This is a genomic window from Terriglobales bacterium, from assembly GCA_035573675.1.
GTDB lineage: Bacteria > Acidobacteriota > Terriglobia > Terriglobales > Acidobacteriaceae > DATMAB01.
This window is the reverse complement of sequence record DATMAB010000026.1, coordinates 208979-233738: the sequence shown is the minus strand read 5'-3', so window position 1 is coordinate 233738 and position 24760 is coordinate 208979. Positions and strand designations below refer to the sequence as shown.

Sequence of the window (24760 nt, the reverse complement as noted above, 5' to 3'; positions counted from 1 at the left end):
CTGGGGCACAAGTGACCCCGGTACATGCACTACCGGTTACCGTTTTCCACGGCGGCCGCAAGCCTGAGCATCGTGGCCTCATCGAAGTGGCGAGTCAAAATCTGCAGCCCGACGGGGAGACCGGAGCGGCTCTTGCCGCAAGGCACGGAGACGCCGGGGACTCCGGCGAGGTCGGCGGTGACGGTGTAGATGTCAGCCAGGTACATGGCCAGCGGGTCGTCGGCTTTCTCGCCCAGCTTGAAGGCGGGAGTGGGCGTGGTGGGAGTAAGGATGGCATCGACGCGCGCGAAGGCCTCGTCGAAATCTTGGGTGAGGAGCGAGCGCACCTTCTGGGCCTTGAGATAGTAGGCGTCGTAATAGCCGGCGCTGAGGGCGTAGGTCCCCAACAGGATGCGGCGCTTCACTTCCGGACCGAAGCCCAGATCGCGCGTGCGCCGATACATCTGCGAGAGCGTCTTGCTGTCCTTGGCACGGAAGCCGTAGCGCACGCCGTCGTAGCGCGCCAGGTTGGAAGATGCTTCGGCGGTAGCCACCACATAGTAGGTCGGGATGGCGTACTCGGTGTGCGGGAGCGAAACCTCGACTACTTCGCAACCGGCGGCGGCCAGCTTCTGGATGGCAGACTCGACCGCGGCGCGCACTTCAGCGTCGAGTCCCTCGCCGAAGTATTCCCTGGCGATGCCGAGCTTCAGTCCGCGCACCGGCTTTTCCAGTTCGGCTTCGTAGTCAGGGACAGGAAGGTCGGCGGAGGTCGAGTCCAGCGGATCGCGTCCGGCAATCGCACGCAGCAGGATGGCGGTGTCGCGCACGGTGCGTGCGAACGGTCCGACGTGGTCGAGCGAGGACGCGAAGGCGATCAGGCCATAGCGCGAAACGCGACCGTAAGTCGGCATGACGCCGACCACGCCGCACAACGCCGCGGGCTGGCGGATGGAACCGCCGGTGTCGGATCCCAGCGCACCCACGCACATGCCGGCGGCGACGGCCGCGGCCGAGCCGCCGGAAGAGCCGCCGGGCACGCGCGTTTTGTCGTGCGGGTTGCGCACCGGGCCGTAGGCGGAGTTTTCATTGGAGGAGCCCATGGCGAACTCGTCGCAGTTGGTCTTGCCCAGCACCACGGCGCCGGCGGCCTCCAGGCGCGCGACCGGAGTCGCGTCGTAGGGCGGGAAATAGTGCTGCAGGATCTTGGATCCCGCCGTGGTGCGCACGCCGCGCGTCACCATCACGTCCTTGATGCCCACCGGGACGCCAGCCAGCGGTGGCAATGGCTCGCCCTTTTCCGCCATGCGGTCGATGCGTGCGGCCTGCGCCAGAGCGCGCCCTTTGGAGAGAGTGAGGTAGGCGTGAATCTCGCCGTCCTGGTCCGCGATGCGGGCGTAGTGAGCTTCGGCCAACGCGGTGGCGGTAGTCCTACGCGCGGCGATGGCGGAGCGAACGTCGGCGATGGTGAGGGTGGTGAGATTCAAGTTCGGCTCTGGGCTAGTGGTTCTTGGCTAATGGCTCTCCCGGGCAGACTATCGCTCGATTACCTTAGGAACCTTGAAGAAGACGCCGTCGGTTTCCGGAGCGTTGGCGAGCGCGTCCTCGCGGCCGAGCGATTTGCCGGGCACATCGGCGCGCAGGGCGTGCTCGAAGCGCGCCGTGCCGGTCCTGGCCGGATCACCATAGCGGTCCGACACCTGGGTCATGGGCGCAACATTGGCGGTATCGAGCTGGTTCAGCCGGTCGATGTAATCGAGGATCGAGTTCAGATCCTTGACCATGCGGGCGCGCTCGGCATCGGTGAGCTCGAGGTTCGCCAGGTCCTCGACGTAGCGAACGTCTTTTTCGGAAACCTTCATGATCCAGTGGCCAGTGGTCAGTGGTTAGTCGCCAGTTGACGGCTGTGACTTTAGAACGAATTCGATGCGTTCGACACCTTCCGAGACGCGATTGAGCGCGACGACGTAGCGTGGCGCGAGCGTGAGCAGTTCCGCGCGCCAAGTGGCATCCGGAACCTCGATGCGTAGCACGCCACTGCGGAAGTCGAGCGCGCGGGTGCGCTCTGCCACCGCTGCACCCGCCACCACCGGCCAGGCCAGCAACGGCGCTTCGGCAGCCGGAGCGCGGCGTAGTGCGTCGGTCATGATCTTGTCGAGAGTCGGGCGGATGTGCTCCATGAAAACCAGTTGTCAGTGGCAGTGGCCGGTTCTCAGCTCCTCAGCCTGACTGCAGCACAAGTCCAGCAAGGAGTCGGAATTCTATCACTCCTCTGCGCAGGCGGCGGATGCCTGAGACCTGCGACCTGGCACCTGAGACCTATGGTGGAAAGGTGCGGCGCACGAATTCCAACGCCTGCGGTTTGTCGGCGAGCGTGCCTTCAAGCTGCGCATCTTCGACGGCGCGCAGGATCTCCTTAAAGCGAGGGCTGGGCACATAGCCGGCGGCAATCAGGTCGTCACCGGTGAGCAGGGGTTTGGGGCGAATCTGCTCCGGCGGAGTGGAAACCAGCTTTTGTTTCACCAGCTCGTAGACCGAGAGGTCGCCGTGGCTGGCGAGGCAGTCGAGCCGATGCAGTTCGAGGTGTTCTTCGAATTGAGGCAGGCGCAGAAAGCGTTTGAGCGTGGACTGCTTCATGCGCGGCACGTCGATGAACCGCAGGTGGTTGGCCACGAGGGCGCACACCTGCTCGGTCTGGTCGTTGGAGAAGCGGAAGCGGCGGCAGATCTCTTCCGCCATCTTCGTGCCGACTTCGGCGTGGCCGTCGAAGCGGATGCGGTCTGGCGCCACGCGAAACGTCGGCGGCTTGCCCACATCGTGGAGCAGAGCGCCGAGCGCCAGCGTGGGAGAGCAGCCCGGCTTGAGGCCTTCGAGCAGCATCAGCGTATGCACCCAGACGTCGCCCTCAGGGTGGAACTGCGGTGGCTGCGCGACGCCTTTCATGGCCGCGACTTCCGGCAGGACTTCAGCAAGCAGTCCGGTCGTATCCAATAGCTCGAAGGCGCGGCGGGCGTGCCCTTCAGTCAGCATCTTCACTAGTTCGTCGCGGACGCGCTCGCGGCTGACCTTGTGGATCTCGCGGGCATGCTCGCCGATGGCCGCCAACGTGCACGGCTCGATGCTGTATGCGAAACGGGCGGCGAAGCGCACGGCGCGCAGCATGCGCAGCTTGTCTTCAGCGAAGCGCCGGCCGGGCTCGCCGATGGCGCGGATGATGCCGGCCTCGAGGTCGGCGCGGCCGCCTACGAAATCCAGGACCTTGTCGTCCTCCAGCGGATCGAGCAGCAAGCCGTTGATGGTGAAGTCGCGGCGGGCCACATCCTCGCGCGGGTCGCGGGTGTAGGTGACCTGGTCGGGATGACGGCCGTCGGTGTACAGGCCGTCGGAGCGGAAGGTGGCGACCTCGATGACCTGGTTTGGAGTTTCAAGTTTCGAGTCTCGAGTTGCCTCAGAAGTAGCGGGCGGATGCTCAACCGGCACCAGCACGACGCCGAATCGCGCACCCACCTCGTAGGTTTGCGGGAACAGCGCCATCACCTGTTCGGGCGTGGCGTCGGTCGAGACGTCGAAGTCCTGCGGCTCGCGGCCCAGCACGATGTCGCGCACGCATCCGCCCACCAGATAGGCCTGGTGGCCGGCGTCGCGCAGGGCGCGCACGATGCGCGTGGCGGCGGACCTAAGCGATTGACTCATTGGTTCATTCGGATTCGCCCAGCCGGCCAGTGCACACCATACCGGCCAGCAGGTAACATTAAGTGTATGCGCGAGGGCTACATCCTGGGCATCGAGACGTCGTGTGACGAGACGGCGGCGGCCGTGGTGCGCTCGGGCGAGCATATCGAGTCCAACGTGGTGCTTTCGCAACTGGCGACGCACGGACCGTACGGCGGCGTAGTGCCGGAGCTGGCCTCGCGCGAGCACCTGCGTGGCATCGTCCCGGTGGTGCGACGCGCGCTGGAGGAAGCGGGTCGGACCTTCGCTTCTGTGGACGCCCTGGCAGTAACCCAAGGGCCGGGACTGGCCGGATCGCTGCTGGTGGGCGTGACCTATGCCAAGGCGCTGGCGTTCGCGCTGGAAAAGCCGCTGATCGCCGTGAATCACCTCGAAGGTCACATCCACGCGGTGCTGCTGGAAGAGAAGCAGAAGGGCAACCGCGACGTACGCTTCCCCGTGCTGGCGCTCGTGGTCTCCGGAGGGCACACGCATCTGTACCTGGCCGAAGAGCGCGAGGGCGGCTGGGTGTACCGCAACATCGGCCAGACGCGCGACGACGCCGCCGGGGAAGCCTTCGACAAGGTGGCGAAACTGCTGGGGCTGGGCTATCCGGGCGGGCCGGTCATCGATCGGCTGGCGAAGCTGGGCGATCCGACCGCGGTGAGGTTCGGCCTGGCGCAGATCAAGAAAGCCGCGCGCCACCAGCCGCGCAATGGCAGCGCCTGCGACTTTTCCTACAGCGGCATCAAGACTGCGGTGCTGCGCTACGTGGAAACGCACGGCATGCGCGCGAGCATCGAGGAACGCCGGCGGGCGCTGGCGGCCGTCGCAAGACCTGCGCTCGAGGACTACCAGCGCTGGTGCGACCGGCAGACTCTGGATCTGGTGGCATCGTTCCAGCGGGCGATGGTCGAGGATCTGGTCGCGAAGACACTCGAGGCTGCGCGCCAGCACGACACGGCGACGTTGTTTGTCACCGGCGGCGTGGCCGCCAACAGCGAATTGCGCTCCCGCTTTGAGCAGGAAGCCGCCGAAGAGGGTCTGCCGGTCTGCTTCCCTTCGCGGCCCCTTTCCACCGACAACGCCGCCATGATCGCCGCCGCCGCCTGGCCCAAGCTGCTGGCGGGCGACTTCGCGCACCCGGAGTTTTCGGCAGAAGCTTCGTTGCGCCTGGGATAGGTGGCAGGTCTCAGGTCTCAGGCACGGCTGGGAAGTCCGCTAGTTGGAGCCTGATTGCCGACTGCTTGCTTTTGCGATGGATACGCATTCCCCAGCGCCCCCGCCAGCGCTTTCTCCAGTTGCTGCTCGATGTCGATATCTTTGTGGATGACGAAGTTGGCCCGCTTTTCGTCCTGAGCGTCCGAGCCCGAAGGCCGGCCAGAGAGCACAACAATGGGAATCGAAGCGGTCTCAGGTCGCGCCTTGAGCGAATCGATGAGCTGGCTGCCGGTCATCTGAGGCATCACCATGTCGGTGATGACGATGTCGGGCAAAGCGTGGGTCAGTTTCTCCAGCGCCTCGACGCCGTTGGTGGCGGAGTCCACCTCGTAGCCGCGCTGCTCCAGGAAGCGGCACACGGTGTGGCGCACCAGCATGGAATCGTCCACCACCAGCGCACGCAGCGCCATTTCTTCTCCCCTCGATGGCGCTCAAGGGTAGCGGAGGCGGCGAGGGGCGACAAGGGAAAAGAGCGCAGTGAAGGAAGCCGTGTGTGTGAGGCTACGATTCTTCTGTCTGGATTCGCTCTTCCCGCGCCATGTCCTGGAATTCGCTGGCCTCGAAGATCTCGCCGCACTCCAAGCACTCGACGAACTCGGAGTCCTCTTCGCGGGCGACGATCTGCACACGCGGATGCAGGCACTTATCCTTGGAGGCTGGCTGGCCGTTGGGGCTCGACGGTGACAGAGGCTGGAAAGAACTCATACCGGAATCATCCACCCCGCACGCGGGGTCTCCGATTCCACTGCGCTCTCCGCCCGCCACCTCACCCTGGGAGCGGAAAACGGTCGTATTGTAGACCGGCGGCAATCCCTGTCAAGAGCGTTTCCGCATCCGGCCTGTGTCATTTAGCGGAAGAAACGCAGAGGGCGTGCAGCCGACACTCGCCCATTGAGTGAGCTCGCGCATCGGTTTGCTCAGGCTAAAACATACGGGTTCCTCCTGATAACCAGTTCGATAACTGCAGCTCCGGTACGCTCCGGACGCGCTTGCGAGCGTTCTGATGCAGGTGAAGCGTTTTGGACGGAGTGCGTATTGCGACGGCAAGTGGAAAATGCGACCAAAAGGGTGCCAGTTCTTAACCCATTAAACCTCATGGGGTTACATTCAAACCCCGGTTTGCTGCCGTTGGCTGAAGAGGGTTGCGGGAAGGCCTCCTGGCAGGCTATGATGAAATACGACCAATTTAGTCGGATTTTCCCTGGTCGGGTCCTTGGATGCTGAAACTGACCAAGAAAGCGGATTACGGCCTGATTGCAGTGAAGCATCTCGCCGAGTGTTCCGGCGAGGGCTCGTGCCGCGCCAAGGACATTGCCGAGGCTTACAGCATTCCCCTGGAAGCCCTGGCCAAGATCCTGCAACGGCTGGTGAAGGCCGGGCTGCTTCACTCGCATCAGGGAATGAACGGAGGGTACGCCCTGGCGCGCGAGCCGCAGCGCATTACGGCGTTGGAAGTCATCCGGGCCATCGACGGCCCGCTGTTCATCACTTCCTGCCTGAGCCAGGAGATCGAGTGCTACCAGAGCCCGAAGTGCACGGTGCGGGAACCGCTGCGCAAGGTGAACCAGAGCATTGAGCAGGTGCTGGGCCGGATCACCATCTCCGACCTGGCAGAGAACGGCAGCGTCCCCGCCGACATGGAGAAGGAGAAGCCAGCCCGCGAGCTGGTCGGCATCGCTTCCGCGAGCCGGTAAGCGCGGGCGCGACGCCAAGGTGAACACGATCATCGAATCGAGAGGAAGCATTTTTGAGGAGAACGCGAGTATGAGCGCCAGCACGGGAAACGGGCAGAACGTGAAGCTGCCGATCTACATGGATAACCACGCCACCACGCCGATGGATCCGCGCGTGCTGGAGGCCATGCTGCCCTACTTCACGGAGAAGTTCGGCAATGCCGCCAGCCGCAACCATCCCTTCGGCTGGGCCGCGGAGGAGGCGGTGGAGAATGCGCGCGAGCAGATCGCCAAGCTCATCGGCGCCACCGCCAAGGAGATCATCTTCACCTCCGGCGCCACCGAGAGTGACAACCTCGCCATCAAGGGCGTAGCGCATATGTACCGCGAGAAGGGCAACCACATCATCACCTGCGTTACCGAGCACAAGGCGGTGCTGGATACCTGCAAGCACCTGGAGAAGGAAGGCTTCCGCGTCACCTACCTGCCGGTACAGGCGGATGGGCGCATCGACCTCGACGATCTCAAGCGCGCCATCGACGACAAGACCATCCTGGTCTCGATCATGGCGGCCAACAACGAGATCGGCGTGCTGCAGCCCATCGAAGAGATCGGCAAGATCTGTAAGGAGCGCGGCGTGCTGTTCCACACCGATGCGGTGCAGGCCATCGGCAAGGTCCCCTTCGACGTCAACAAGGCCAACGTCTCGCTGGCGTCGCTGACGGCGCACAAGATCTACGGTCCCAAGGGCGTGGGCGCGCTCTACGTGCGGCGCAAGAATCCGCGCGTGCAGCTTGCGCCCATCATCGATGGCGGCGGGCACGAGCGCGGCATGCGCTCCGGCACGCTGAACGTCCCCGGCATCGTGGGCTTCGGTAAAGCCTGCGAACTGGCCATGCAGGAAATGCCGGAAGAGTCCAAGCGCCTGGCCGGGTTGCGCGACCGCCTGAAAGAAAAGCTGATGGAGAACCTGGACGAGGTGTTCATCAACGGTTCGATGGAGCATCGCCTTCCCGGCAACCTGAACATGAGCTTCGCCTATGTGGAAGGCGAGTCGCTGCTGATGGGCATCAACGACGTCGCGGTCTCGAGCGGCTCGGCCTGCACGTCGGCCACGCTCGAGCCTTCGTACGTGCTCAAGGCGCTGGGCACCGGCGACGACTTGGCGCACAGTTCTATCCGCTTCGGCATCGGCCGTTTCAACACCGAGGCCGAGGTGGACTACGTGGTGGGCAAGCTGACGGAAGTGGTCCGTCGGCTGCGCGAACTTTCGCCGCTCTACGAGATGGCCAAGGAAGGCATCGACCTCAAGAAGGTCAGTTGGGCCGCTCCCGCGGAGAGCCACTGACAAGTTTCAGAAGGAGAAGGAGAACAGGTTACATGGCATACAGCGACAAGGTCCTGGATCACTACACGAACCCGCGCAACGTCGGCTCCCTCGACAAGGGGAGCCCCGACGTGGGCACCGGGCTGGTGGGCGCGCCGGAGTGCGGCGACGTGATGAAACTGCAGATCAAGGTCAATCCCGAGACGCAGCGCATCGAGGACGCCAAGTTCAAGACGTTCGGCTGCGGCTCCGCCATCGCTTCCTCTTCGCTTGCCACCGAATGGGTGAAAGGCAAGACCATCGACGAGGCGCTGGGCATCAAGAACACCGACATCGTGCGCGAGCTGGCGCTGCCCCCGGTGAAGATCCATTGCTCGGTGCTGGCGGAAGACGCCATTCGCGCCGCCATCGGTGACTGGAAGAAGAAGCAGGGAGCTGCTGCAGCCAAGCCGGTCGAGGCCAAGGCGGGCGACTGAGGGACACGGATGTCCGTAACCACGGAAAAACCGGAGGTCACGGTCCCGACGGCCGCTCCTACGGCTGCTCCGGCCCGCGGCATCCAGGTGACCGAGCGCGCACTGGCCAAGATCCGCTCGGCCCTGGCGAAAGAGAAGGTCTCGCCGGCCGAGGGCGGGTTGCGGCTGGGCGTGCAGGGCGGCGGTTGCTCCGGCCTGACGTACAACATCCGCTTCGACTCCAAGGCGCGCGAGCGCGACCGCGTGTTCGAGTTCGACGGCGTGCGAGTGTTCGTCGATCCGAAATCATTCATCTACCTGCACGGCATGACCCTGGACTATCAGGAGTCGCTGATGCAGCAGGGCTTTGTCTTCGTCAATCCGAACGCTTCGAAGTCGTGCGGCTGCGGGACATCGTTCTCGGGCTGACCGGCCGCCGGCCTGATCGTCTACCGCGGGCGCTCATCCTGCCCGGATCGCAGAGCTAACGACGGCGGGGAAGCTGTCTAATGGCGACGGAAACCACAACCCGAAGAGCGCTGACGTGCTGGTCGTGCGCCGCAGAGGTCGACGCCGGCGGGCACTTCTGTTCCGCTTGTGGCAAGGTGCAGCCGGCGGCAGCTGTAGACCATTTCCGTTTTTTTGGCCTGCCCCGGAAGCTGAACGTGGATACCGTAGCCTTGGAGCGCGAGTTCTACCGCCTGAGCCGCCGCCTGCATCCCGACGTCTATGCCCAGGCCTCGGCTGAGGAGCAGCGCTGGAGCCTGGAGAAGAGCTCGCAGCTCAACGACGCCTACCGAACGCTGAAGGACCCGATTGCGCGCACCATGTACCTGCTCCAGCTCGAAGGCGTACAGCTCGAGGAGCAGTCCAAAGCAGCTACGGACCGCGCCCGCCAGACCGGCGAGGAAAAGAAACAGGTGGTCCCGCCCGACCTGCTCGAGGAAGTCTTCGAGCTCAACATGCAGCTCGAAGAGCTACGCGCCGGCAAGAAGCTCGGCGAAGAGGATCCGGCGCTGGTGAAGGAACTTCAAGCTCACAAGTCGCACTTCGACGAAAAATTGAGTGCGTTGGGTGCGGAGCTCGAATCGTATTGGGATGAGTGGGATGCATTGCCGGAAGGTGCGGCGGAGGCCGCCCGCGTCCCCGTGCGCGACAAGATGGTGGACTTGCTCAACCGGCGGTCGTATATCCGCAATCTGGTAAGAGATGTGAATGAAGCATTGGAGAATTGAAGAATTGTCGGATTTTCGAATTGCTGAATTAAACCCACGACTGTCAGCACCTCCACGACAAATTCGACAATTCGTAAATGTGGCAATTCGACAATTGCAAGAACTGGAATGACAAACGATACTACAGATCGTGTCGTCGGCATCGACCTCGGCACCACGAACTCCCTGGTGGCGTTCATGGTGGATGGCGCGCCTGTGGTCATCCCCGGCGAGGACGGAGCGAACCTGCTGCCTTCCCTGGTGGCGCTCGACGCGCAGGGCGAGGTAGTGGTCGGCAACCCGGCGCGCAGGCACCTGATCGAGACCCCGGAGCGCGCCGTGTATTCCGTCAAGCGCTTGATGGGACGCGGCATCGAGGATGTGCAGGAGGAGCTGAGGTTCTTCCCTTTCCGCTTCGCCGAGGGAGTGCAGCCGGGAGAAGTGCTGCGCATCCGTTTGGGCGAGCGTGAATTCACGCCGCCTGAGATTTCAGCCTTCATCCTGCGCCAGCTCAAGCGCAACGCCGAGCGCTACTTTGCTGCGCCGGTCACCAAGGCTGTGATCACCGTGCCCGCGTACTTCAACGACGCGCAGCGCCAGGCCACGAAGGACGCCGGGCGCATTGCCGGGCTCGACGTGTTGCGGCTGGTGAACGAACCCACGGCCGCTTCGCTCGCATACGGCCTGGACAAGCGCAAGGAAGGCGTCGTTGCCGTCTACGACCTGGGCGGCGGCACGTTCGATATCTCCATCCTCAAGCTGCACGAAGGCATTTTCGAAGTCATCGCAACCAGCGGCGATACGCATCTGGGCGGCGACGACATCGACAACCTGCTGATCGGCATCGCGCTGGACGACATCCGCGGCGACATGAATCTCGACCTGCGCCGCAACGGCGAAGCCGTGCAGGCCATCCGCAAGGCAGTCATTGACGCCAAGATCGCACTGTCGGCCGACGACGCCGCCTCCATCGACGTGGAGCTTCCCGGCGGACGCCGGTACCAGCGCCAGATCACACGCAGGCAGTTCGAGCAGCTCATCGAGCCCGTCATCGCCCGCACGGCCGGCCCGTGCCGGCAGGCGCTGAAGGACGCGAAGCTTACCCCGGAGCAGATTGACGAAGTCGTCCTGGTGGGCGGCTCGACGCGCATTCCGCGCGTGCGCGCGCTGGTGCGCGAGCTGTTCCGGCGTGAGCCGCACAGTGAGCTGAACCCGGATGAAGTCGTCGCGCTGGGCGCAGCCGTGCAGGCGCACATTCTGGCCGGCGGGTCCGACGTCACTCGGGACATGTTGCTGCTCGACGTCACACCGCTCTCGCTGGGAATCGAAGTGGCGGGCGGCGCGACCGACAAGATTATCCTGCGCAACTCCACGATTCCCGCGTCGGCCACGCAGCACTACACCACGCAGGTGGATGGACAGACCAACGTCGCCATCCACGTATTGCAGGGCGAGCGCGAACTGGCCAGGGATTGCCGTTCGCTGGCGCGCTTCGATCTGAAGGGCATTCCGCCCATGCCGGCCGGGCTGCCGCGCATTGAGGTGAAGTTCCTGATTGACGCCAACGGCATCCTGCACGTCTCGGCGCGCGAACAGCGCAGCGGCAAGGAAGCCGCGATCGAGGTCAAGCCGACCTACGGCCTGAGTGATGAGCAGGTGGAAAGCATGATCCTGGAGTCCTTCGACTACGCCGAAGAGGACTTCCGCCAGCGGCAGATCATCGAGGCGCGCCTGGAGGCCGACAACCTCATGCTGCACCTCGACAAGGCGCGCACGAACCCCGCCTGGCAGCAGCTCAGCGAAGACGAACGCGCCGAGATCAGCCGGCTGGAAGACGAATTGAAGAAGACCAAGCTCGGCGAGGACTATCGCGCCATCCGCGAGGCCATCGAGCGGCTGAATCAGGCCACGTTGCGGCTGGCGGAGATGATGATGGATTCGGCCCTCGCCGAGGCCCTGAAGGGCAAGAGCATGGAGACCGCGGACGTGGGCGAAGGACCGAAAGCGCCGCATCCCTTCGCGCCCGCCGAGATTCGCGAGGAATAGAGGAGTCTTCAACATGGGTGGCAGGAACCCGTACATCGCCGAGCAGGTGCAATACACGCCCGCGACCAAGAAGTTCAAGGTCACGTTCGTGAAAGAGGGCAAGACGGTCGAGGTGGACCCGGAAGAGGTTCCTTACGGAGACCACGGGCTGCCGGGCTCGATTCTGGATATCGCCCTGGGCGCCGGCGTTCCGCTGGATCACGCCTGCGGCGGAGTGTGCGCCTGCTCGACGTGCCACGTCATCGTCCACGAGGGCCTGGAGAGCTGCAACGAAGCTTCGGACGCCGAACTCGACGAGCTGGACATGGCGCCGGGCATCACCACCAAGTCGCGCCTAGGCTGCCAGACCGTTCCGGATGGATCCAAGGACCTGGTGGTCGAGATTCCCGAGTGGAACAAGAACTACGCGCGGGAAGAACATTAAAAAGCAGTGGTCGGTGGTCGGTGGTCAGTGGCAGAGCTGGGTCATGTGGACTTAACTGGAGGAGATCACAATGCCTGACCTCAACTGGGACAGCGCCGAAGATATCGGCATTCTGCTGTCGGAAAGATTCCCCGACCTCGACCCGCTCACTGTGCGCTTCACCGACCTGCACCGCTATGTGACCGAACTGCCCGGCTTCACGGGTGATCCCAAGGGATCGAACGAATCCAAGCTCGAAGCCATCCAGATGGCCTGGTACGAGGAGTACAAGGAGAACCACGGGTAATTCCGATCTGCGATCGGCGAACTGCGAGCTCACGACTTCTGGTGTCACTTCGGAGATCAATCAACGTTCGCAGATAACTACACGGCCACTGGCTGCGCGGCCTCCACGCTGGCTTCGCGCAAAAAGCGCGCCGCCTCTTCGGGCGGCGTGGGATTGATGTAGAAGCCGGTCCCCCACTCGAATCCTGCAACCTTCGTGAGCTTGGGCATGACTTCGATGTGCCAGTGGTAGTAGTCGTTGGGCGGGTCCTGCACGGGCGAGGAGTGGAGCACAAAGTTGTAGGCCGGCAGGTCGAGCACGCGATCCATCTTGGCCAGCAGAGTCTTCATCGAGCGCGCCAGGTTCTCATAGATGTGCGTGGCCGAGTTCTCATACGACGACTCGTGCCGCTTGGGCAGGATCCAGGTCTCGAAGGGGAAGCGTGGGGCATACGGCGCAAGGGTGAGGAAGTCGTCGTTCTCGCCCACCACGCGCACCATCGCCTCCATTTCCTGCCGGATGACGTCGCAGTAGATGCAGCGCTCCTTGTAGAGGAAGTATTGCTTCGAGCCTTCCAGCTCCTCGACCACCTGCTTGGGCAAAATGGGCAGCGCGATGAGCTGGCAGTGCGGATGCTCCAGCGACGCACCGGCGGCTTCGCCGTGGTTCTTGAAGATGAGGATGTACTTGAAGCGTTTGTCCTTCTTCAGGTCCACGATGCGGTCGCGGAACGCCCACAGCACGTCCTCCACCCGCTTGAGAGGCAGCGTGGCCAGGGTCAGGTTGTGGTCGGGCGTCTCGATGATGACCTCATGGGCCCCGACGCCGTTCATCTTGTCGAACATGCCTTCGGCCTGGCGGTTCAGGCTGCCCTCGATCATCAGCGCCGGGAACTTGTTGGGCACCACGCGCAGGTTCCATCCGGGCGCATCGCGCTGAGGCGGCGGGCCTCCGTTCGAGTGCGGCCGATAGGCGATGATCTCGGGCGGGGTCTTCGATTCGTTGCCCGCGCAAAAGGGACAGAAGCCCCCCTTCATGCGAATCGGCTCTCGGGAAAAATCGGTGGGACGTTTGGCGCGGTCGGTCGCGATGATGACCCAGCGCCCGGTGATCGGGTCCTTCCGGAGTTCAGGCAATCGAAGTCACCTTAGGCTCAAGAGGTTCAAAATCCGGGTCCGGCTATTCTACGCCATCGGAAAGGCATTCTTGAACAGCGTAATATCCACAGGCCGGCCCTCTTCCAGATAGATGCTCGCGATGTCGAAACGGCAGCCCGGCTGCCCTTCCACCCGTCGCAGGTACTCGTGCGCCATGGCGATCAGCTCCTGCTGCTTCTCGACGTCGACGGCGGCCTCGGCCGGCGCCACCGCGCGCGTGCTCCTCGTCTTCACTTCGATGAAGCAGAGCACGTCGCCGTCCCAGCCGATCAGGTCGATCTCGCCCTTGCGACGGGGCGAACGGAAGTTCTGCGCCACCATCACGTATCCGTGCTGCCGCAGGTAGAAGTAGGCTTCTTCCTCGCCCCGGCGTCCGGTGGCCATGTGCGCGGCTTCGCCCGAGGGCGGCCGCAAGACCAGCCGCGCCACACCATCCAAGGTGCGCACGGCCAGGCGCGTCAGCCGTCCGGACATCTCACCCTCCTGTCACGCGGTCACCCCACGCGGATGACGCCGGTACTCGCTGCTCAGCTACTTTCCCGCTTCCTTTTCCACGACCACGATCGACTCTTCCAGGGCGTCCAACGCCGCGTCGGCCTGCTCGCGGGTGACGACCAGCGGCGGCGCGATGCGCAGCGCCGTCTCGCCTGCGCCCAGGAAGAGCACGCCGCGTTCGAAGGCCAACTCGACGATGCGGTCGCGCTGCTTGCCCGCCGGGACCTTGCTCTTCTGGTTCGCCACGATCTCGACGCCGATCATCAAGCCGCGCCCGCGCACGTCGCCGACCATGGGGTGCTTCCGGGGCCAGTCCGAGATGCGATCGAGGATGTGCCCGCCCACGTCGGCCGCGTTCTTCATCGCCTCACGCTCGATGATGTCGAGCGTTGCCAGAGCAGCCGCGATGCACACCGGATTGCCGCCGAACGTGGAGGCGTGTGAGCCGGGCACCCAGTCCATCATCTCCGCGCGCGTCAGGGTGACGCCCAGCGGCATGCCGCTGGCGATCCCCTTGGCGCTGCACACGATGTCCGGCTCGACGCCGGCGTGCTGGATGGCCCACCACTTGCCGGTGCGGCCGCAGCCGGACTGCACTTCATCCGCCACCAGCAGGATGCCGTGCTCATCGCAGATGCGCCGCAACTCCTGGAGGAACTCCGTCGGCGCCACCACGTATCCGCCCTCGCCCTGGATGGGCTCGACGAAGATGGCCGCCACTTCCTCCGGCGGCAGAATGGTCTTGAACAGTTTCTGCTCGATGAAGCGGGCGCAATCGCGCGCGTACTCCGCCGCGTCGCTACCGGCCGGACGCCGGTAGAGGTTGGGATACGGGACGTGGGTCACGCCCGGCATCAGGGGCGCGAACCGGCGCCGCTGCTGCGGCTTCGACGAGGTCAGCGCCAAGGAGCCCATGGTCCGCCCATGGAAGGCCCCGAAGAACGCGATGATGTGCTGCCGCCGGGTGTGGTACCGCGCCAGTTTGATGGCCGCCTCCACGGCTTCCGTCCCCGAGTTCCCGTAATAGACGCGGTGCGGGCCGCGCATGGGCGCGATCGCGGAAAGCCGCTCCGCCAGCATGACCATGTTCTCGTAGTAGAAGTCGGTTCCCGACATGTGGATCAGCTCGGCCGCCTGCTTCTGAATGGCCGCGACCACTTCCGGATGGCAGTGACCCGTGGAAACCACCGCGATGCCCGAGGAGAAATCCAGGAACTCGTTGCCGTCCACATCTTCGATCACCGTGCCCCGCCCGCGCTTCGCCACCAGCGGGTAGGAACGGGTGTAGGACGGAGAGAGAAATCGTGCGTCGCCCTCGAGAATGCGCTTGGCATTGGGGCCGGGGAGGGCGGTCTTGACTCGGGGTCCGGCCGGCGTCAGGGTCTTCGTGGTCATAGTCAGTTTCCTCGCTAAGGGCTGGGCGCGCCAAAGCGCGCGTGAAGAGGCGCATCCGCCGCGGCGGACGCATCCGTTCAGCAAACGAGGAAGGACTAGTCGCAGCTAAAGAGGTTGGGACGTAGCTGCGCCGGGCGGTGCAACAGGTTGGCCATCAGGTTCCGCGCCATACCGCGACTCCATCAACCATTATAACGGTTGCCTCGGGCAGGCGTAACCCCTCACCTGCGGGGTCACGGTAACCCATGTCCCGATGCCCACGGTTACCTGCCCCTCTGTAGTCTAGCGGTCCGGCCGGGGCCGTCCTATGCTGGGCGCAATCCCAGGGGACTGGAGGCACCATGAAGTGCAGGTGGCTGCTGCCGGCCGCCCTGGTGATCCCGGGCGTCCTAACGGGACAGGAAGTTCAACCCGCGGCGGATTGTTCCCTGACGCGGCCGCTCGTGGTCGAGGCCCGGTTTGCCGCGATTCCGGCTCCCTCGGCGCGCTTCACTGCTCCTCGGCTGGCAATGATCAGCCGCCAGCACACGCCGACCTTCAGTTATTCCACTGCGTGGACACCTCCGGCGTTCGCGCGAACCGCTCCGCCGACTTCTGCCCGCCCGCGCAGTAACTCGCTGCCCCAGTTCCTGGCGCGCAATCCGGTGCTGGCCCGGCCGTTGGTCCGCAAGCTGGTGAACCAGCTCGCCGGGCGCGAACTCTTCGACGCCTCCAACCCGGGCCGCAGGCGGCTCAGCTTCTCGCCGCACGTGGACCCGGGCAGCGAAGAGTACGGCCTGCGTGTCAAGCTCTCACTTGTGCGCCCGGACTAGCCGCCTGAGGACGACGCCGCCAGCATGAACGTCAGCCCCATCACGACCAGGTACAAACCGATCACACCGAACCAGACCGTCAGGATCAGCTTCTTCCTCTCGTGCTCGAACTTGGCGATGGCGTAATACAGAATGTAGAGCGGGATGCACAGGCACAGCAGCCCTTGCACCACTCCGCCCTTCTGGAACGCGTGAATTAGCACAAGGATCGCGCACGCCAGCGAGACCAGACTGCACAGCAGACCAACGATGCCCAGCAGCGCACCCATTCCATCCTCCCCGACAGCTAGATTGCAGAAGAGCCTGTGAGCCAGACCACCACCATACGAATGAGCCCGAAGGCCAAAAAGGCATACACCAGACCCTCATAAAGGGGCCGCAGGCGCGCTTCATGCTCCTCGAACGTGCGCCGCAAACGCTGCCGCATCCTGACCGGCAACAATCCGTGCACGGAGATGAGGGCCAGCGCCGGAAATACCGCGAAAACGAAGGGGTGGTAGAGGAAGGCTGCGGCCCCGTCTCCGTGCAGCAACGAGGAAAGCGCCCGCGTCATGCCGCATCCCGGGCACGGCAGGCCGGAAAGGATGCGGAACAGGCACAAGGGAATGCCCAAGCCATTCGGCGGAAGCACGGCTGCCACGGCCAGCATCGCCGGAGCCACGACCAACCCCAAGGGGCTGAACATCAGGCGATAGACATCGGCGGCAGACGGCAGGAAGGACGTGCGCCCGTCGGATGGGCTGCCCTCGACCTGCAGCAACGGACTCTCGGCCGCGGACATGGACCTGGCGTCCCTCTCCGCACATCCTGGGCGCTAACAGCCGGCAGCAGCCTACTACAGCGTTGCCACGAGTCAAGCACGAAAAATTGAGGCGCTTTGCGGGCGTGAGCGAGCCCGCTCCCGCGGGCGAGTGGGAGCCCACAGCCGAAATCCAGAGCGCGCGAGAGACCTCGCTACTGGCGCTCCTGCAGGTCCACTAACTGATGCAGCACTGCCAGCAGGACGCAGGGAATGTCCATGCCCGCCAGCAGCGTCATGCCGGCTTCGGCGGGAACTTCGGCGGTGAGCAGGAACGCGGCCGCGAACAGCGCCGTCCCGGCAAGCAGCACAAAAGACTCGCGCCGGCGGCTCAGCGTGGGCTGGCGGGATGCAGCATGGGCGGTGGGCCGCGCGCCTGGTTCTGCCTGACTCATTGGTTCCGCCTCCGGCGTCACAGCGGGCTGCCGCGTATCGGCGGCTGCGTTCGCCGGTCCCACGCGAGGTCTTGCGTCGGCGGCCACACCGTGCGCCGCTGCGCAACGCGTCAGCAGGCTGTCGAACAACGCCTCCTTCAGCTTGCGGCGCTCCGGCTCCGCCAGCCCGACGAACTGTATGCCGGCCTGGCTGGCACTCGCCCAGCACACCTCGCCGGCCGCGTCGACGAACGTGCGCGTTCCCGGCAACTGGAAGTTCACGTGGATAGGAGCCTGGACGCAAACCGGCGCCGCCGCCTGCACCGCCATCCCGTTCTCATTCAGGTTGAGGATGATGCCGCCGTTCGAGCGGTTCAAATTGACGTAGGCCAGCGTGTCCCACAGAACGTGGCGCGGCAATCGGCGCTGCACGGACATCTCGGCTTCATGTTGACGCAGGTCGTCGCCCTACCCAAGTGGCAGATGAGGTTCCGGGAACCTAGAGAGACTTCGCCGCGGATTAGCGCGGATGGACGCGGATTGGAACAAGAAACACCCCACCGGGAAGACTGAACACGTCAAGCGTCGAGTAGGAGGAGCCCTTCGAGGTCGCGCTTCGGGGGGTGTTGTAGAATAGAAAAGTCAAACCCCACACCGCATTCCCTGCGGTGTTCTCCGCGTCGGGACGTGGCGCAGCCTGGTAGCGCACTCGCTTGGGGTGCGAGGGGTCGGCAGTTCAAATCTGCCCGTCCCGACCAGTTTTTGGGGTTCGCGGCTCTCAGATCCGCGTTCATCCGCGGCGAAACATCACATCCCCGTACTGATGGCTTCGAGCTGCTCGTCGTCGATGCCCAGCTTGCGGCGGCCTTCGGGGCTGATGCGATGCGGTGTCCAGGGCGGGTCCCACACTACGTTGACCTTGGCGTTGGTGACGCCGGGGGTGGAAAGCAGCGTCTGGCGGACATCGCGGCTGATCTCGGTGTGCGACGGGCAGCCCTGCGCCGTCAGCGTCATCTGCACCTCGACCTCGCCCGCATCGCTCACCTCCACGCTGTAAATCAAGCCCAGGTCCACGATATTCAGCGGGATCTCCGGGTCGTAGCACAACCGGAGCCGGTCCAGGATGTCGTCTTGAGTCGGCATATCCTGTGATTCTACTGGAAATGCGGGCCTAATGTTCTTGTCCCGAACGTAGCGAGGGACCCCTATATCCGGCAACTCAGTGAGGGGATCGGGGATCCCTCGTCCGCCGCGCGGATTCGAGATGAAAACGAGAATCTCTGTGTCTCGGGGGCTAGCCTTCGATGACTGCGAACTGCAGCTTGCGCTGGAAGCGGTCCACGCGGTCCAGCAGCACGCGCACGCGGTCGCCCAGCGAGTATTTCTTCCGGGTGCGTTCGCCGATGATCTGGCGCGTGTTTTCGCGGAAGGTATAGCGGTCGCCGGTGAGAGTAGCGATGGGCACCAGGCCTTCGACGAACAGGTCCATCAACTCGACGAAGAGACCCCAGCGCGTGACGCTGACGACCAGCGCCTCGAACTCCTCCCCGATGCGCTCCTGCATGAACTTGATCTTCTTCCACTCCATCAGCTCGCGCTCGGCGTCGTCGGCGCGGCGCTCGGATTGGCTGGATTCCTCCGCAATCTCCCGCAGCACCTCTTCGGAGATCGGCGGACGCTCGTGGCGCGTCCTGCCGTCCCGTTGGAGCACTTCCTTCAGGATGCGGTGGACGATCAAGTCCGGATAGCGCCGGATGGGCGAGGTGAAGTGCGTGTAGGTCGTCGAGGCCAGCGCGAAGTGTCCGAGGTTCTCTTCGGAGTAGCGCGCCTGCTTCAGCGAGCGCAGCATAAGGTACGACAGGATGCGCTCCTCGGGCTTGCCGGCGATGCGCTCCGTCAGCTTCTGGTACATCCGCGGCGTCACGTGTACCTCGCGTGGAAGTTCGATGGCGCGCGGTCTCTGCCCGGTGCCATGCCGCGCCCGCCGTTCCCCGCGCATCTCCACGCGCTGAATGGGCAGGGGGCCGACACCGAGCGAATGCCCAAAGGTGGCGGCGATAGTCTCGAACTCGTAGACTTTTTTCGCGTCCGGCTTCTCGTGGATGCGGTAGAGCGAGGGCACGCCGTGCGTTTCCAGGTATCCGGCCACGCATTCGTTCGCGGCCAGCATGAATTCCTCGATGATGCGATGGGCGATGTTGCGCTCCGACTTCAGGATGGCGCGCATCAGCCCGAACTCGTCGAACTCGATCACCGGCTCGGGCAGGTCGAAGTCGATGGCGCCGCGGCGCACCCGCTTGCGGTTCAGGATCATCGCCAGCTCGCGCATGGTCTCGAAGGTCTCCACCAGCGGAGCGTACCGGCGGCGCAGGCCCACGTCGCCCTCCAGCAGCAGGTTGACATCCGTGTAGGTCATGCGCTCGGTGGAGCGGATGACGCCTTCATGCAAGTCGTAGCCGGCGACGTCGCCGGCGCGGTCGATCTCCATCACGCAGCTCAGCACCAGGCGCTCCACGCGCGGGCGCAGGCTGCATAGGTCGGTGGAAAGCTCCACCGGCAACATGGGCACGGCGCGATCGGGGAAATACACGGACGTGCCGCGCAGGCGCGCCTCCGCGTCCAGCTCCGACCCGGCACGCACGTAGTGCGCTACGTCGGCGATGTGCACCTGCAGCTCGAAGCGGCCGTTGGCCAGCCGCCGGACGAACACCGCGTCATCGAAGTCGCGCGCCGTCTCTCCGTCGATGGTCACGATGGGCAGGTCGCGGTAGTCGCGGCGCCGGCGCAGCTCGCTTGCCGGGTGCACGTCCTCGAACGACTGCGCTTCCTCCATCACCCCGGCCGGGAAACGATGCGGCAGGTGGTACTTGCGGATGATGATCTCTACGTCCACGCCGAAGTCGTCTTCATAGCCCAGCACCTCGACCACCCGCCCGCGCGCGTGTTGCGTCGCCGCGGGCCAGTCCGTGATCTCCACGTCCACCACCACGCCCTCAAGGTCTTCGAACTCCGTGCGCTGACGCGCTTCCGTCCCGAGCACACGGTGCGGCGTTGCCGACCTTGGCTTTTTTTGACCTTTCTCGGCGGTCTCGGCGCCCTCGGCGGTGAACTGCTTTTTCGGACGTTCCAGGCCGGCTGGAATCACGATCTCCTGCGTGATCTTTTCGTCGATAGGCGTCACGTAGTTGTAGCGCGAGCCGTAATGGAACGTTCCCACTACGGTGGGATGTGCGCGCCCCACCACGCCCAGGATCCGTCCTTCGGCGCGTCCCGGCGTTCTGCGTTCGGCAAGCTTCACGCGCACGCGGTCTCCGTGCATGGCCGAACCAATGGCAAACGGGGGAATGTAGATGTCGCCCTCGATGGACTCGCGCAGCTTCTCCTCTTCCGGGATGACAAAGCCGTAGCCGTCGCGGTGCATGGTGAGCCGTCCCAGAACAACGTTCTTCGCCGCGGCCGGCAGCGCGTAGCGTTCGCTCCCGACCTGGGTGAGCTCGCCGCGCCGGACCAGCTTGTCCAGCAACGCGCGGAACTCGCGCCGTTCTTCTCCGCGGACGCCCAGTTCGCGCAGCAGTTGCTTGAGAGTAGCGGTGCGCTTGGGTTGCCGCTCGATGTGGCGCAGCAGTGCGGCGTCGGAAATCATGGCCGTCGCCGCAGCCAGCCGAGGATCTGCGAGCGCGTCAGCCACAGTCCGGCGGCCACCGCGCCCGCCCAGGTCACAGAGATCAGCGCCAGCGCCGTGAGGTCTGCGCGATGGCTGCCATCGATGGCCACCATGCGGGAGACGCCCGAGGCCGCCGCCCATGCCACCAGCGCGGTGACCGCGGCCTTCACCAGTTCGCCCCAGGGCAGTCCCGCCAGCGGCACGCGTCCCTGTCGACTGAGCCATACGGCCAGCACGACGGTGTGCGCCAGTATCCCGATATCGGACGCCATCGCCAACCCGATAACATCCCGGGCATCGAACAGCCACGCATAGACCGGCAGCGAGAGCATAGTGACTACGGTGCCCGCCACCATGGGCGTCATGGTGTCGCCAGCGGCATAGAACGCGCGCGCGTACAGTCCCTGCGCCGCCCACAGCGCCAGCGACAGTGAGAACCAGAAAAAGTAGGCGGCGGTCTCCGTGGAGTCGGAGAAATGGAACCGCCCGCGCCGGTACACCAGGTCCACGGCCGGCAGCGCCGCCACTGCCATCCAGGCCGTGGCCAGCAGAGCTACCGCGGTCACCCGTCCCACAGCTTTATTCACCGCGGCGGCGAAATCGCCGAACCGTTTCTCGCCGTAAAGGCCGGCAAAGAACGGCAACGTGGCCTGCGCCGTGGCCTGGCCCAGCACCGCGATGGGCACTGCGAACAGCCGCTTGGCGTAGTTCAGCCGGGTGATGTCGCCCACGCTTCCGGAGGCGAAGAAGCGCAGGATCCATTCGTCCGCCGCGACCAATGTCACTCCCAACATCAGCGGGATGGACTTGCGCAGCCACTCCAGGAACACGGGATCGCGCACGGCGAACAACACGCGGTAGCGAACGCCGGCGCGCGCCGCTCCCAGCGCGTTCACCAGGAACGGCCCGGCGATGCACCCGGCCAGCGCACCCACGGCGAGCGAAGCCACACCCAGCCGCGAGCCCAGCAGCACTCCGCCCGCAATAATTCCTACGTTGTAGAGCAGCGGGCCCAGCGCCGGAAACAGGAAGTAGCGGCGCGACATCAGCACCGCCGAGACGATCGCCCCCGCGTAGAAAAAAATCTGCGCCGGCAGCAGGATGCGAGTAAGCGAGACGCACAGGTCCAGTTGCTCCTCGGTGAACTTGGGGAAGATGGCGCGTTCGATGGGCCGCGCGAACACCGCGCCCAGCACCACACCCACCGTCAGCACCGCGGTCATCACCGTGAGAATGATGGAGAACGCCTTCTGCGCCTCGTCCTCCCGGCCTTCCGCGGAATGGCGGCTGTAGATGGTGATGAACGTGATGGAGGCCGCGCCTCCCGCAGCCAGATAGTTCAGCCAATCCGGCAGCGTGAAAGCGGCGACGTAGGCGTCGGTCTCCGGCCCGGCGCCGAAGGCGTAGGCGATGTAGGCCTCGCGCAGGTAGCCGATCACGCGCGACACCATAACTGCGCTCGCCAGCAGAAGCGTGGCGGAAAAAGCGGTGTGGGCGTGCAGGGGATCGGTCAGGCGCGCAGCCCAGTTGCCGGGCCGTGGCGGGGGCGGCGGTGCGTCGGCGGTCGAGGCCCCTTTCATCTGTGCGCGATTCTACCGTTTCCGTGCCGCCTGCGACGCAGGTGGAACAAGGATTAGCCACGGGCAGCGCCCTTCCGGTAACCTGTTGCGCCCATGAGACTGACCTGCCTCGCTGCACTGCTCACGCTCGCACCGCTTGCTGCCGCGCAACATCTTGTGAAACCAGAGGTCTTCAACGCGATCGCTGGCGAGTACTCCGGCGAAGGCGCACAGGAAAACACGCGCAACATCATCCAGTACCACCGCATCCAGGGCTCGCCCATGATGGCCGAAGTGGCGGAGAACGTGGTGCTCACCCGTCTGAAGTCCTACGGCATCGAGGCGCGGCTGGAGCAATTCCCCTCCGACGGCAGGACCAAGTACGCCACCATGACCTCGCCCATGGCCTGGGACATGCGCGGCGGCGAACTCTGGGTGACCGCCGCCGCCAAGTCCGGCTTCCAGGCTTACCGCCTCTGCCGTTACGGCGACGTGCCCATGTGCGTTTCCACCTACTCCAAGGGTGGCGAATGGGAAGGCGAACTTGTGGACGTCGGCAAAGGTACGGAAGCCAAGCACTACCAAGGCACGGATGTGCGCGGCAAAGTCGCCCTGGCGTACGGCTACGCCGCGGACGTCGTCCGACAGGCGGTGCTGAAACACGGCGCGGCAGGCGTGGTGATCTACCCCGATCCGCTGGATCGCCCCGACCATCCGGACATGGTCCGCTACAACGGCATCTGGCCGCGCGCCGAGGAACTGGAGAAGACGCGGGGCGGCTTCCAGGTCTCAGCCAACCAGTATCACGAACTGAAGAAGCTGATGGCCGCAGGGCCGGTGCGCGTCCGCGGGCAAATTGACGCCACGCTTGGGGCTGGAAACCTGACCCTCGTGCACGCCTGGATCCGCGGTGCCGAGGAACCGGAACGCGAAATCATGATCACGGCACATCTCGACCATCCCAAGTGGAGCGCCAACGACAACGCCTCTGGCTCCGGCGCGATCCTGGAAATGGCCCGCACGTTGCACGCACTCATCGCTGCCGGCAAGCTGCCGCGGCCCAAGCTGACGCTTCATTTCATGTGGATCCCCGAACATTTCGGCACGCATGCTTATCTGGATAACCACCCGGAAGCACGCAAGTGCCGCACGTGGCAGTCCGTGCGTCCGCCCGACACCAAGGGTCCGCCCGAACCCTGCATCCTCGCCAACCTCAACCTGGACATGGTGGGCGAGGACACCGTCAAGACCAACTCGCGCCTTTCCATTACCCGCAGCCCGGATTCCGTGCCTTCATTCCTCGATGCTCTGCTCGCGGATGTGCTCCAGCAGACGCGCGAAGCCAACCTTCGTGCTCCCACCGGAACACGCCACCAATGGCCTGCGAGCCAGGATCCGATCAGCCTGGGCAGCGATCATGAGAACTTTCTCAGCCTCGGCATTCCCTCGGCCATGTTCGTGCATGAGGGCGACTGGACACACCATACCAGCGAAGACATGATCGACAAGACCGACGCCGGCGAGTTCCTGCGCACCGGTGTGCTGGCCGGCACTGCGGCCTACTGGCTGGCCTCCGCGAGCGACGCCGCCTGGGACCGCCTGCTGATGATGATGAAGGCCGACCAGCTCCGCGAGCGCCTGCGCTGCATTGCGATTGATCTCGCGCGCGCCGATTCGCCGGCCGTCGAGCGCCGCCTGCGGCTGAATCAGGCTGTGGCCGACGGTCTCGCGGCAGAACTCAGCGCCGGAACCGCGGCTCTTGGCAAGGAGCGCGTGGCGCCCTCGCCAGAGCCATTGACGTCAGCTTCGATGTCCGGCCTTCGCAAGCTCGTTCGCCTTCCTCTGGCCGGCGACGTCTTCGACGACCTCGCTCCCGACGACCGTGCATGGTGGGACCAGCAAGAAGCCCGCTTCGCGGCGGAGCGCGCCAACGCCGCCGGCGCGCCCGACTTCGACATGCTGTTGTGGGAGACGCTCAACTTCATGGACGGGCGGCGCTCCGCCGCTGAGATTGCCGACCTCCTCTCCGCCGAGTTCCTTGTAGATGTGGACTAGGCCTGGGTGGAGCGTCTGGTTCGCATCCTTAGGACCAAGAATCTCGCCGGAGCTCCGTCAAACTACTATTGAGACTCGTTCGCAGACACGACCGGGCTACTAAGGGCAATTTTGCTTGCAGCTATGAGCCGCCGA

At 64.7% G+C, this 24760-nt stretch carries 26 protein-coding genes and 1 tRNA gene; 12 read left to right on the top strand and 15 right to left on the bottom strand.

Annotated features, from left to right (window positions below; genetic code table 11):
* Positions 1-29: 29 nt before the first annotated feature.
* The 4 genes from gatA to VNK82_12455 all read right to left on the bottom strand — a co-directional run bounded on the left by gatA (position 30) and on the right by VNK82_12455 (position 3672).
* A complete protein-coding gene (gene gatA / locus VNK82_12470) occupies positions 30-1466 on the bottom strand; it encodes an Asp-tRNA(Asn)/Glu-tRNA(Gln) amidotransferase subunit GatA (protein ID HXE91763.1) in 1437 nt (478 codons plus the stop codon).
* A gap of 48 nt (positions 1467-1514) precedes the next feature.
* Positions 1515-1841, bottom strand: a complete 327-nt coding sequence (gatC, locus tag VNK82_12465) for an Asp-tRNA(Asn)/Glu-tRNA(Gln) amidotransferase subunit GatC (GenBank protein HXE91762.1) — start codon at positions 1839-1841, stop codon at positions 1515-1517.
* A 24-nt stretch (positions 1842-1865) separates the two neighbouring features.
* A complete protein-coding gene (locus tag VNK82_12460) occupies positions 1866-2159 on the bottom strand; it encodes a DciA family protein (protein HXE91761.1) in 294 nt (97 codons plus the stop codon).
* A 139-nt stretch (positions 2160-2298) separates the two neighbouring features.
* Positions 2299-3672, bottom strand: coding sequence for a CCA tRNA nucleotidyltransferase (locus VNK82_12455; GenBank protein HXE91760.1), 1374 nt, complete (start codon positions 3670-3672; stop codon positions 2299-2301).
* A gap of 66 nt (positions 3673-3738) precedes the next feature.
* On the opposite strand from VNK82_12455, the gene tsaD reads away from it, so the two are divergent.
* Positions 3739-4872: a tRNA (adenosine(37)-N6)-threonylcarbamoyltransferase complex transferase subunit TsaD gene (gene tsaD / locus VNK82_12450; GenBank protein ID HXE91759.1), complete on the top strand. Its 1134-nt coding sequence runs from the start codon at positions 3739-3741 to the stop codon at positions 4870-4872.
* Positions 4873-4889: 17 nt separating this feature from the next.
* Here tsaD and VNK82_12445 read toward each other — a convergent pair whose 3' ends face one another.
* Both VNK82_12445 and VNK82_12440 read right to left on the bottom strand, forming a co-directional pair.
* A complete protein-coding gene (locus tag VNK82_12445; protein HXE91758.1) occupies positions 4890-5321 on the bottom strand; it encodes a response regulator in 432 nt (143 codons plus the stop codon).
* Positions 5322-5412: 91 nt separating this feature from the next.
* Positions 5413-5616, bottom strand: a complete 204-nt coding sequence (locus VNK82_12440) for a hypothetical protein (protein ID HXE91757.1) — start codon at positions 5614-5616, stop codon at positions 5413-5415.
* Positions 5617-6128: 512 nt separating this feature from the next.
* On the opposite strand from VNK82_12440, the gene VNK82_12435 reads away from it, so the two are divergent.
* The 8 genes from VNK82_12435 (at position 6129) to iscX (ending at position 12336) form a co-directional block, all read left to right on the top strand.
* The gene (locus tag VNK82_12435; protein ID HXE91756.1) at positions 6129-6605 is read left to right on the top strand and encodes an Rrf2 family transcriptional regulator; all 477 of its coding nucleotides are present in this window, start codon (positions 6129-6131) and stop codon (positions 6603-6605) included.
* A gap of 70 nt (positions 6606-6675) precedes the next feature.
* Positions 6676-7932, top strand: coding sequence for an IscS subfamily cysteine desulfurase (locus tag VNK82_12430; protein HXE91755.1), 1257 nt, complete (start codon positions 6676-6678; stop codon positions 7930-7932).
* A 32-nt stretch (positions 7933-7964) separates the two neighbouring features.
* Positions 7965-8387, top strand: coding sequence for a Fe-S cluster assembly scaffold IscU (iscU, locus tag VNK82_12425; GenBank protein ID HXE91754.1), 423 nt, complete (start codon positions 7965-7967; stop codon positions 8385-8387).
* Between the two features lie 9 nt (positions 8388-8396).
* Complete coding sequence (locus VNK82_12420; protein HXE91753.1) at positions 8397-8795, top strand: iron-sulfur cluster assembly accessory protein; 399 nt, start codon at positions 8397-8399, stop codon at positions 8793-8795.
* An 80-nt stretch (positions 8796-8875) separates the two neighbouring features.
* On the top strand, positions 8876-9601 hold the full coding sequence (gene hscB / locus VNK82_12415) for a Fe-S protein assembly co-chaperone HscB (protein HXE91752.1): 726 nt from the start codon (positions 8876-8878) through the stop codon (positions 9599-9601).
* Positions 9602-9709: 108 nt separating this feature from the next.
* Entirely contained in the window at positions 9710-11626 is a 1917-nt protein-coding gene (gene hscA / locus VNK82_12410; protein HXE91751.1) for a Fe-S protein assembly chaperone HscA, read from the top strand.
* 13 nt (positions 11627-11639) lie between these two features.
* On the top strand, positions 11640-12050 hold the full coding sequence (locus tag VNK82_12405) for a 2Fe-2S iron-sulfur cluster-binding protein (GenBank protein ID HXE91750.1): 411 nt from the start codon (positions 11640-11642) through the stop codon (positions 12048-12050).
* Between the two features lie 70 nt (positions 12051-12120).
* Entirely contained in the window at positions 12121-12336 is a 216-nt protein-coding gene (iscX, locus tag VNK82_12400; GenBank protein HXE91749.1) for a Fe-S cluster assembly protein IscX, read from the top strand.
* Between the two features lie 77 nt (positions 12337-12413).
* On the opposite strand, the gene galT is transcribed toward iscX, so the two are convergent.
* The 3 genes from galT to VNK82_12385 are packed head-to-tail and all read right to left on the bottom strand — an operon-like array spanning position 12414 to position 15362.
* Positions 12414-13451, bottom strand: a complete 1038-nt coding sequence (gene galT, locus VNK82_12395) for a galactose-1-phosphate uridylyltransferase (GenBank protein ID HXE91748.1) — start codon at positions 13449-13451, stop codon at positions 12414-12416.
* Between the two features lie 48 nt (positions 13452-13499).
* Positions 13500-13946 carry a YraN family protein gene (locus VNK82_12390; protein HXE91747.1) on the bottom strand — a complete coding sequence of 149 codons (447 nt, stop codon included), beginning with the start codon at positions 13944-13946 and terminating at the stop codon, positions 13500-13502.
* 57 nt (positions 13947-14003) lie between these two features.
* The gene (locus VNK82_12385; protein HXE91746.1) at positions 14004-15362 is read right to left on the bottom strand and encodes an acetyl ornithine aminotransferase family protein; all 1359 of its coding nucleotides are present in this window, start codon (positions 15360-15362) and stop codon (positions 14004-14006) included.
* A gap of 341 nt (positions 15363-15703) precedes the next feature.
* Here VNK82_12385 and VNK82_12380 point away from each other — a divergent pair, with 341 nt between their 5' ends.
* Complete coding sequence (locus VNK82_12380) at positions 15704-16174, top strand: hypothetical protein (protein HXE91745.1); 471 nt, start codon at positions 15704-15706, stop codon at positions 16172-16174.
* On the opposite strand, the gene VNK82_12375 is transcribed toward VNK82_12380, so the two are convergent.
* The 3 genes from VNK82_12375 to VNK82_12365 form a co-directional block, all read right to left on the bottom strand.
* Positions 16171-16443: a hypothetical protein gene (locus VNK82_12375; protein ID HXE91744.1), complete on the bottom strand. Its 273-nt coding sequence runs from the start codon at positions 16441-16443 to the stop codon at positions 16171-16173. The two genes, VNK82_12380 and VNK82_12375, sit on opposite strands and share 4 nt — an antisense overlap.
* A gap of 17 nt (positions 16444-16460) precedes the next feature.
* Complete coding sequence (locus tag VNK82_12370) at positions 16461-16955, bottom strand: DUF2752 domain-containing protein (GenBank protein ID HXE91743.1); 495 nt, start codon at positions 16953-16955, stop codon at positions 16461-16463.
* Between the two features lie 173 nt (positions 16956-17128).
* On the bottom strand, positions 17129-17785 hold the full coding sequence (locus tag VNK82_12365; GenBank protein HXE91742.1) for a PilZ domain-containing protein: 657 nt from the start codon (positions 17783-17785) through the stop codon (positions 17129-17131).
* A 243-nt stretch (positions 17786-18028) separates the two neighbouring features.
* Between VNK82_12365 and VNK82_12360 the strand changes: the two genes are divergently transcribed.
* A tRNA-Pro gene (locus tag VNK82_12360) sits at positions 18029-18105 on the top strand.
* Between the two features lie 49 nt (positions 18106-18154).
* Here VNK82_12360 and VNK82_12355 read toward each other — a convergent pair.
* The 3 genes from VNK82_12355 to murJ all read right to left on the bottom strand — a co-directional run bounded on the left by VNK82_12355 (position 18155) and on the right by murJ (position 22591).
* A complete protein-coding gene (locus VNK82_12355) occupies positions 18155-18490 on the bottom strand; it encodes a metal-sulfur cluster assembly factor (protein ID HXE91741.1) in 336 nt (111 codons plus the stop codon).
* A gap of 151 nt (positions 18491-18641) precedes the next feature.
* Positions 18642-20990, bottom strand: coding sequence for an RNB domain-containing ribonuclease (locus VNK82_12350; protein ID HXE91740.1), 2349 nt, complete (start codon positions 20988-20990; stop codon positions 18642-18644).
* Positions 20987-22591, bottom strand: coding sequence for a murein biosynthesis integral membrane protein MurJ (gene murJ / locus VNK82_12345; GenBank protein HXE91739.1), 1605 nt, complete (start codon positions 22589-22591; stop codon positions 20987-20989). Before murJ ends, VNK82_12350 begins: the two co-directional genes overlap by 4 nt.
* A 93-nt stretch (positions 22592-22684) precedes the next feature.
* On the opposite strand from murJ, the gene VNK82_12340 reads away from it, so the two are divergent.
* Positions 22685-24625 carry a DUF4910 domain-containing protein gene (locus tag VNK82_12340; GenBank protein ID HXE91738.1) on the top strand — a complete coding sequence of 647 codons (1941 nt, stop codon included), beginning with the start codon at positions 22685-22687 and terminating at the stop codon, positions 24623-24625.
* Positions 24626-24760 lie beyond the last annotated feature (135 nt).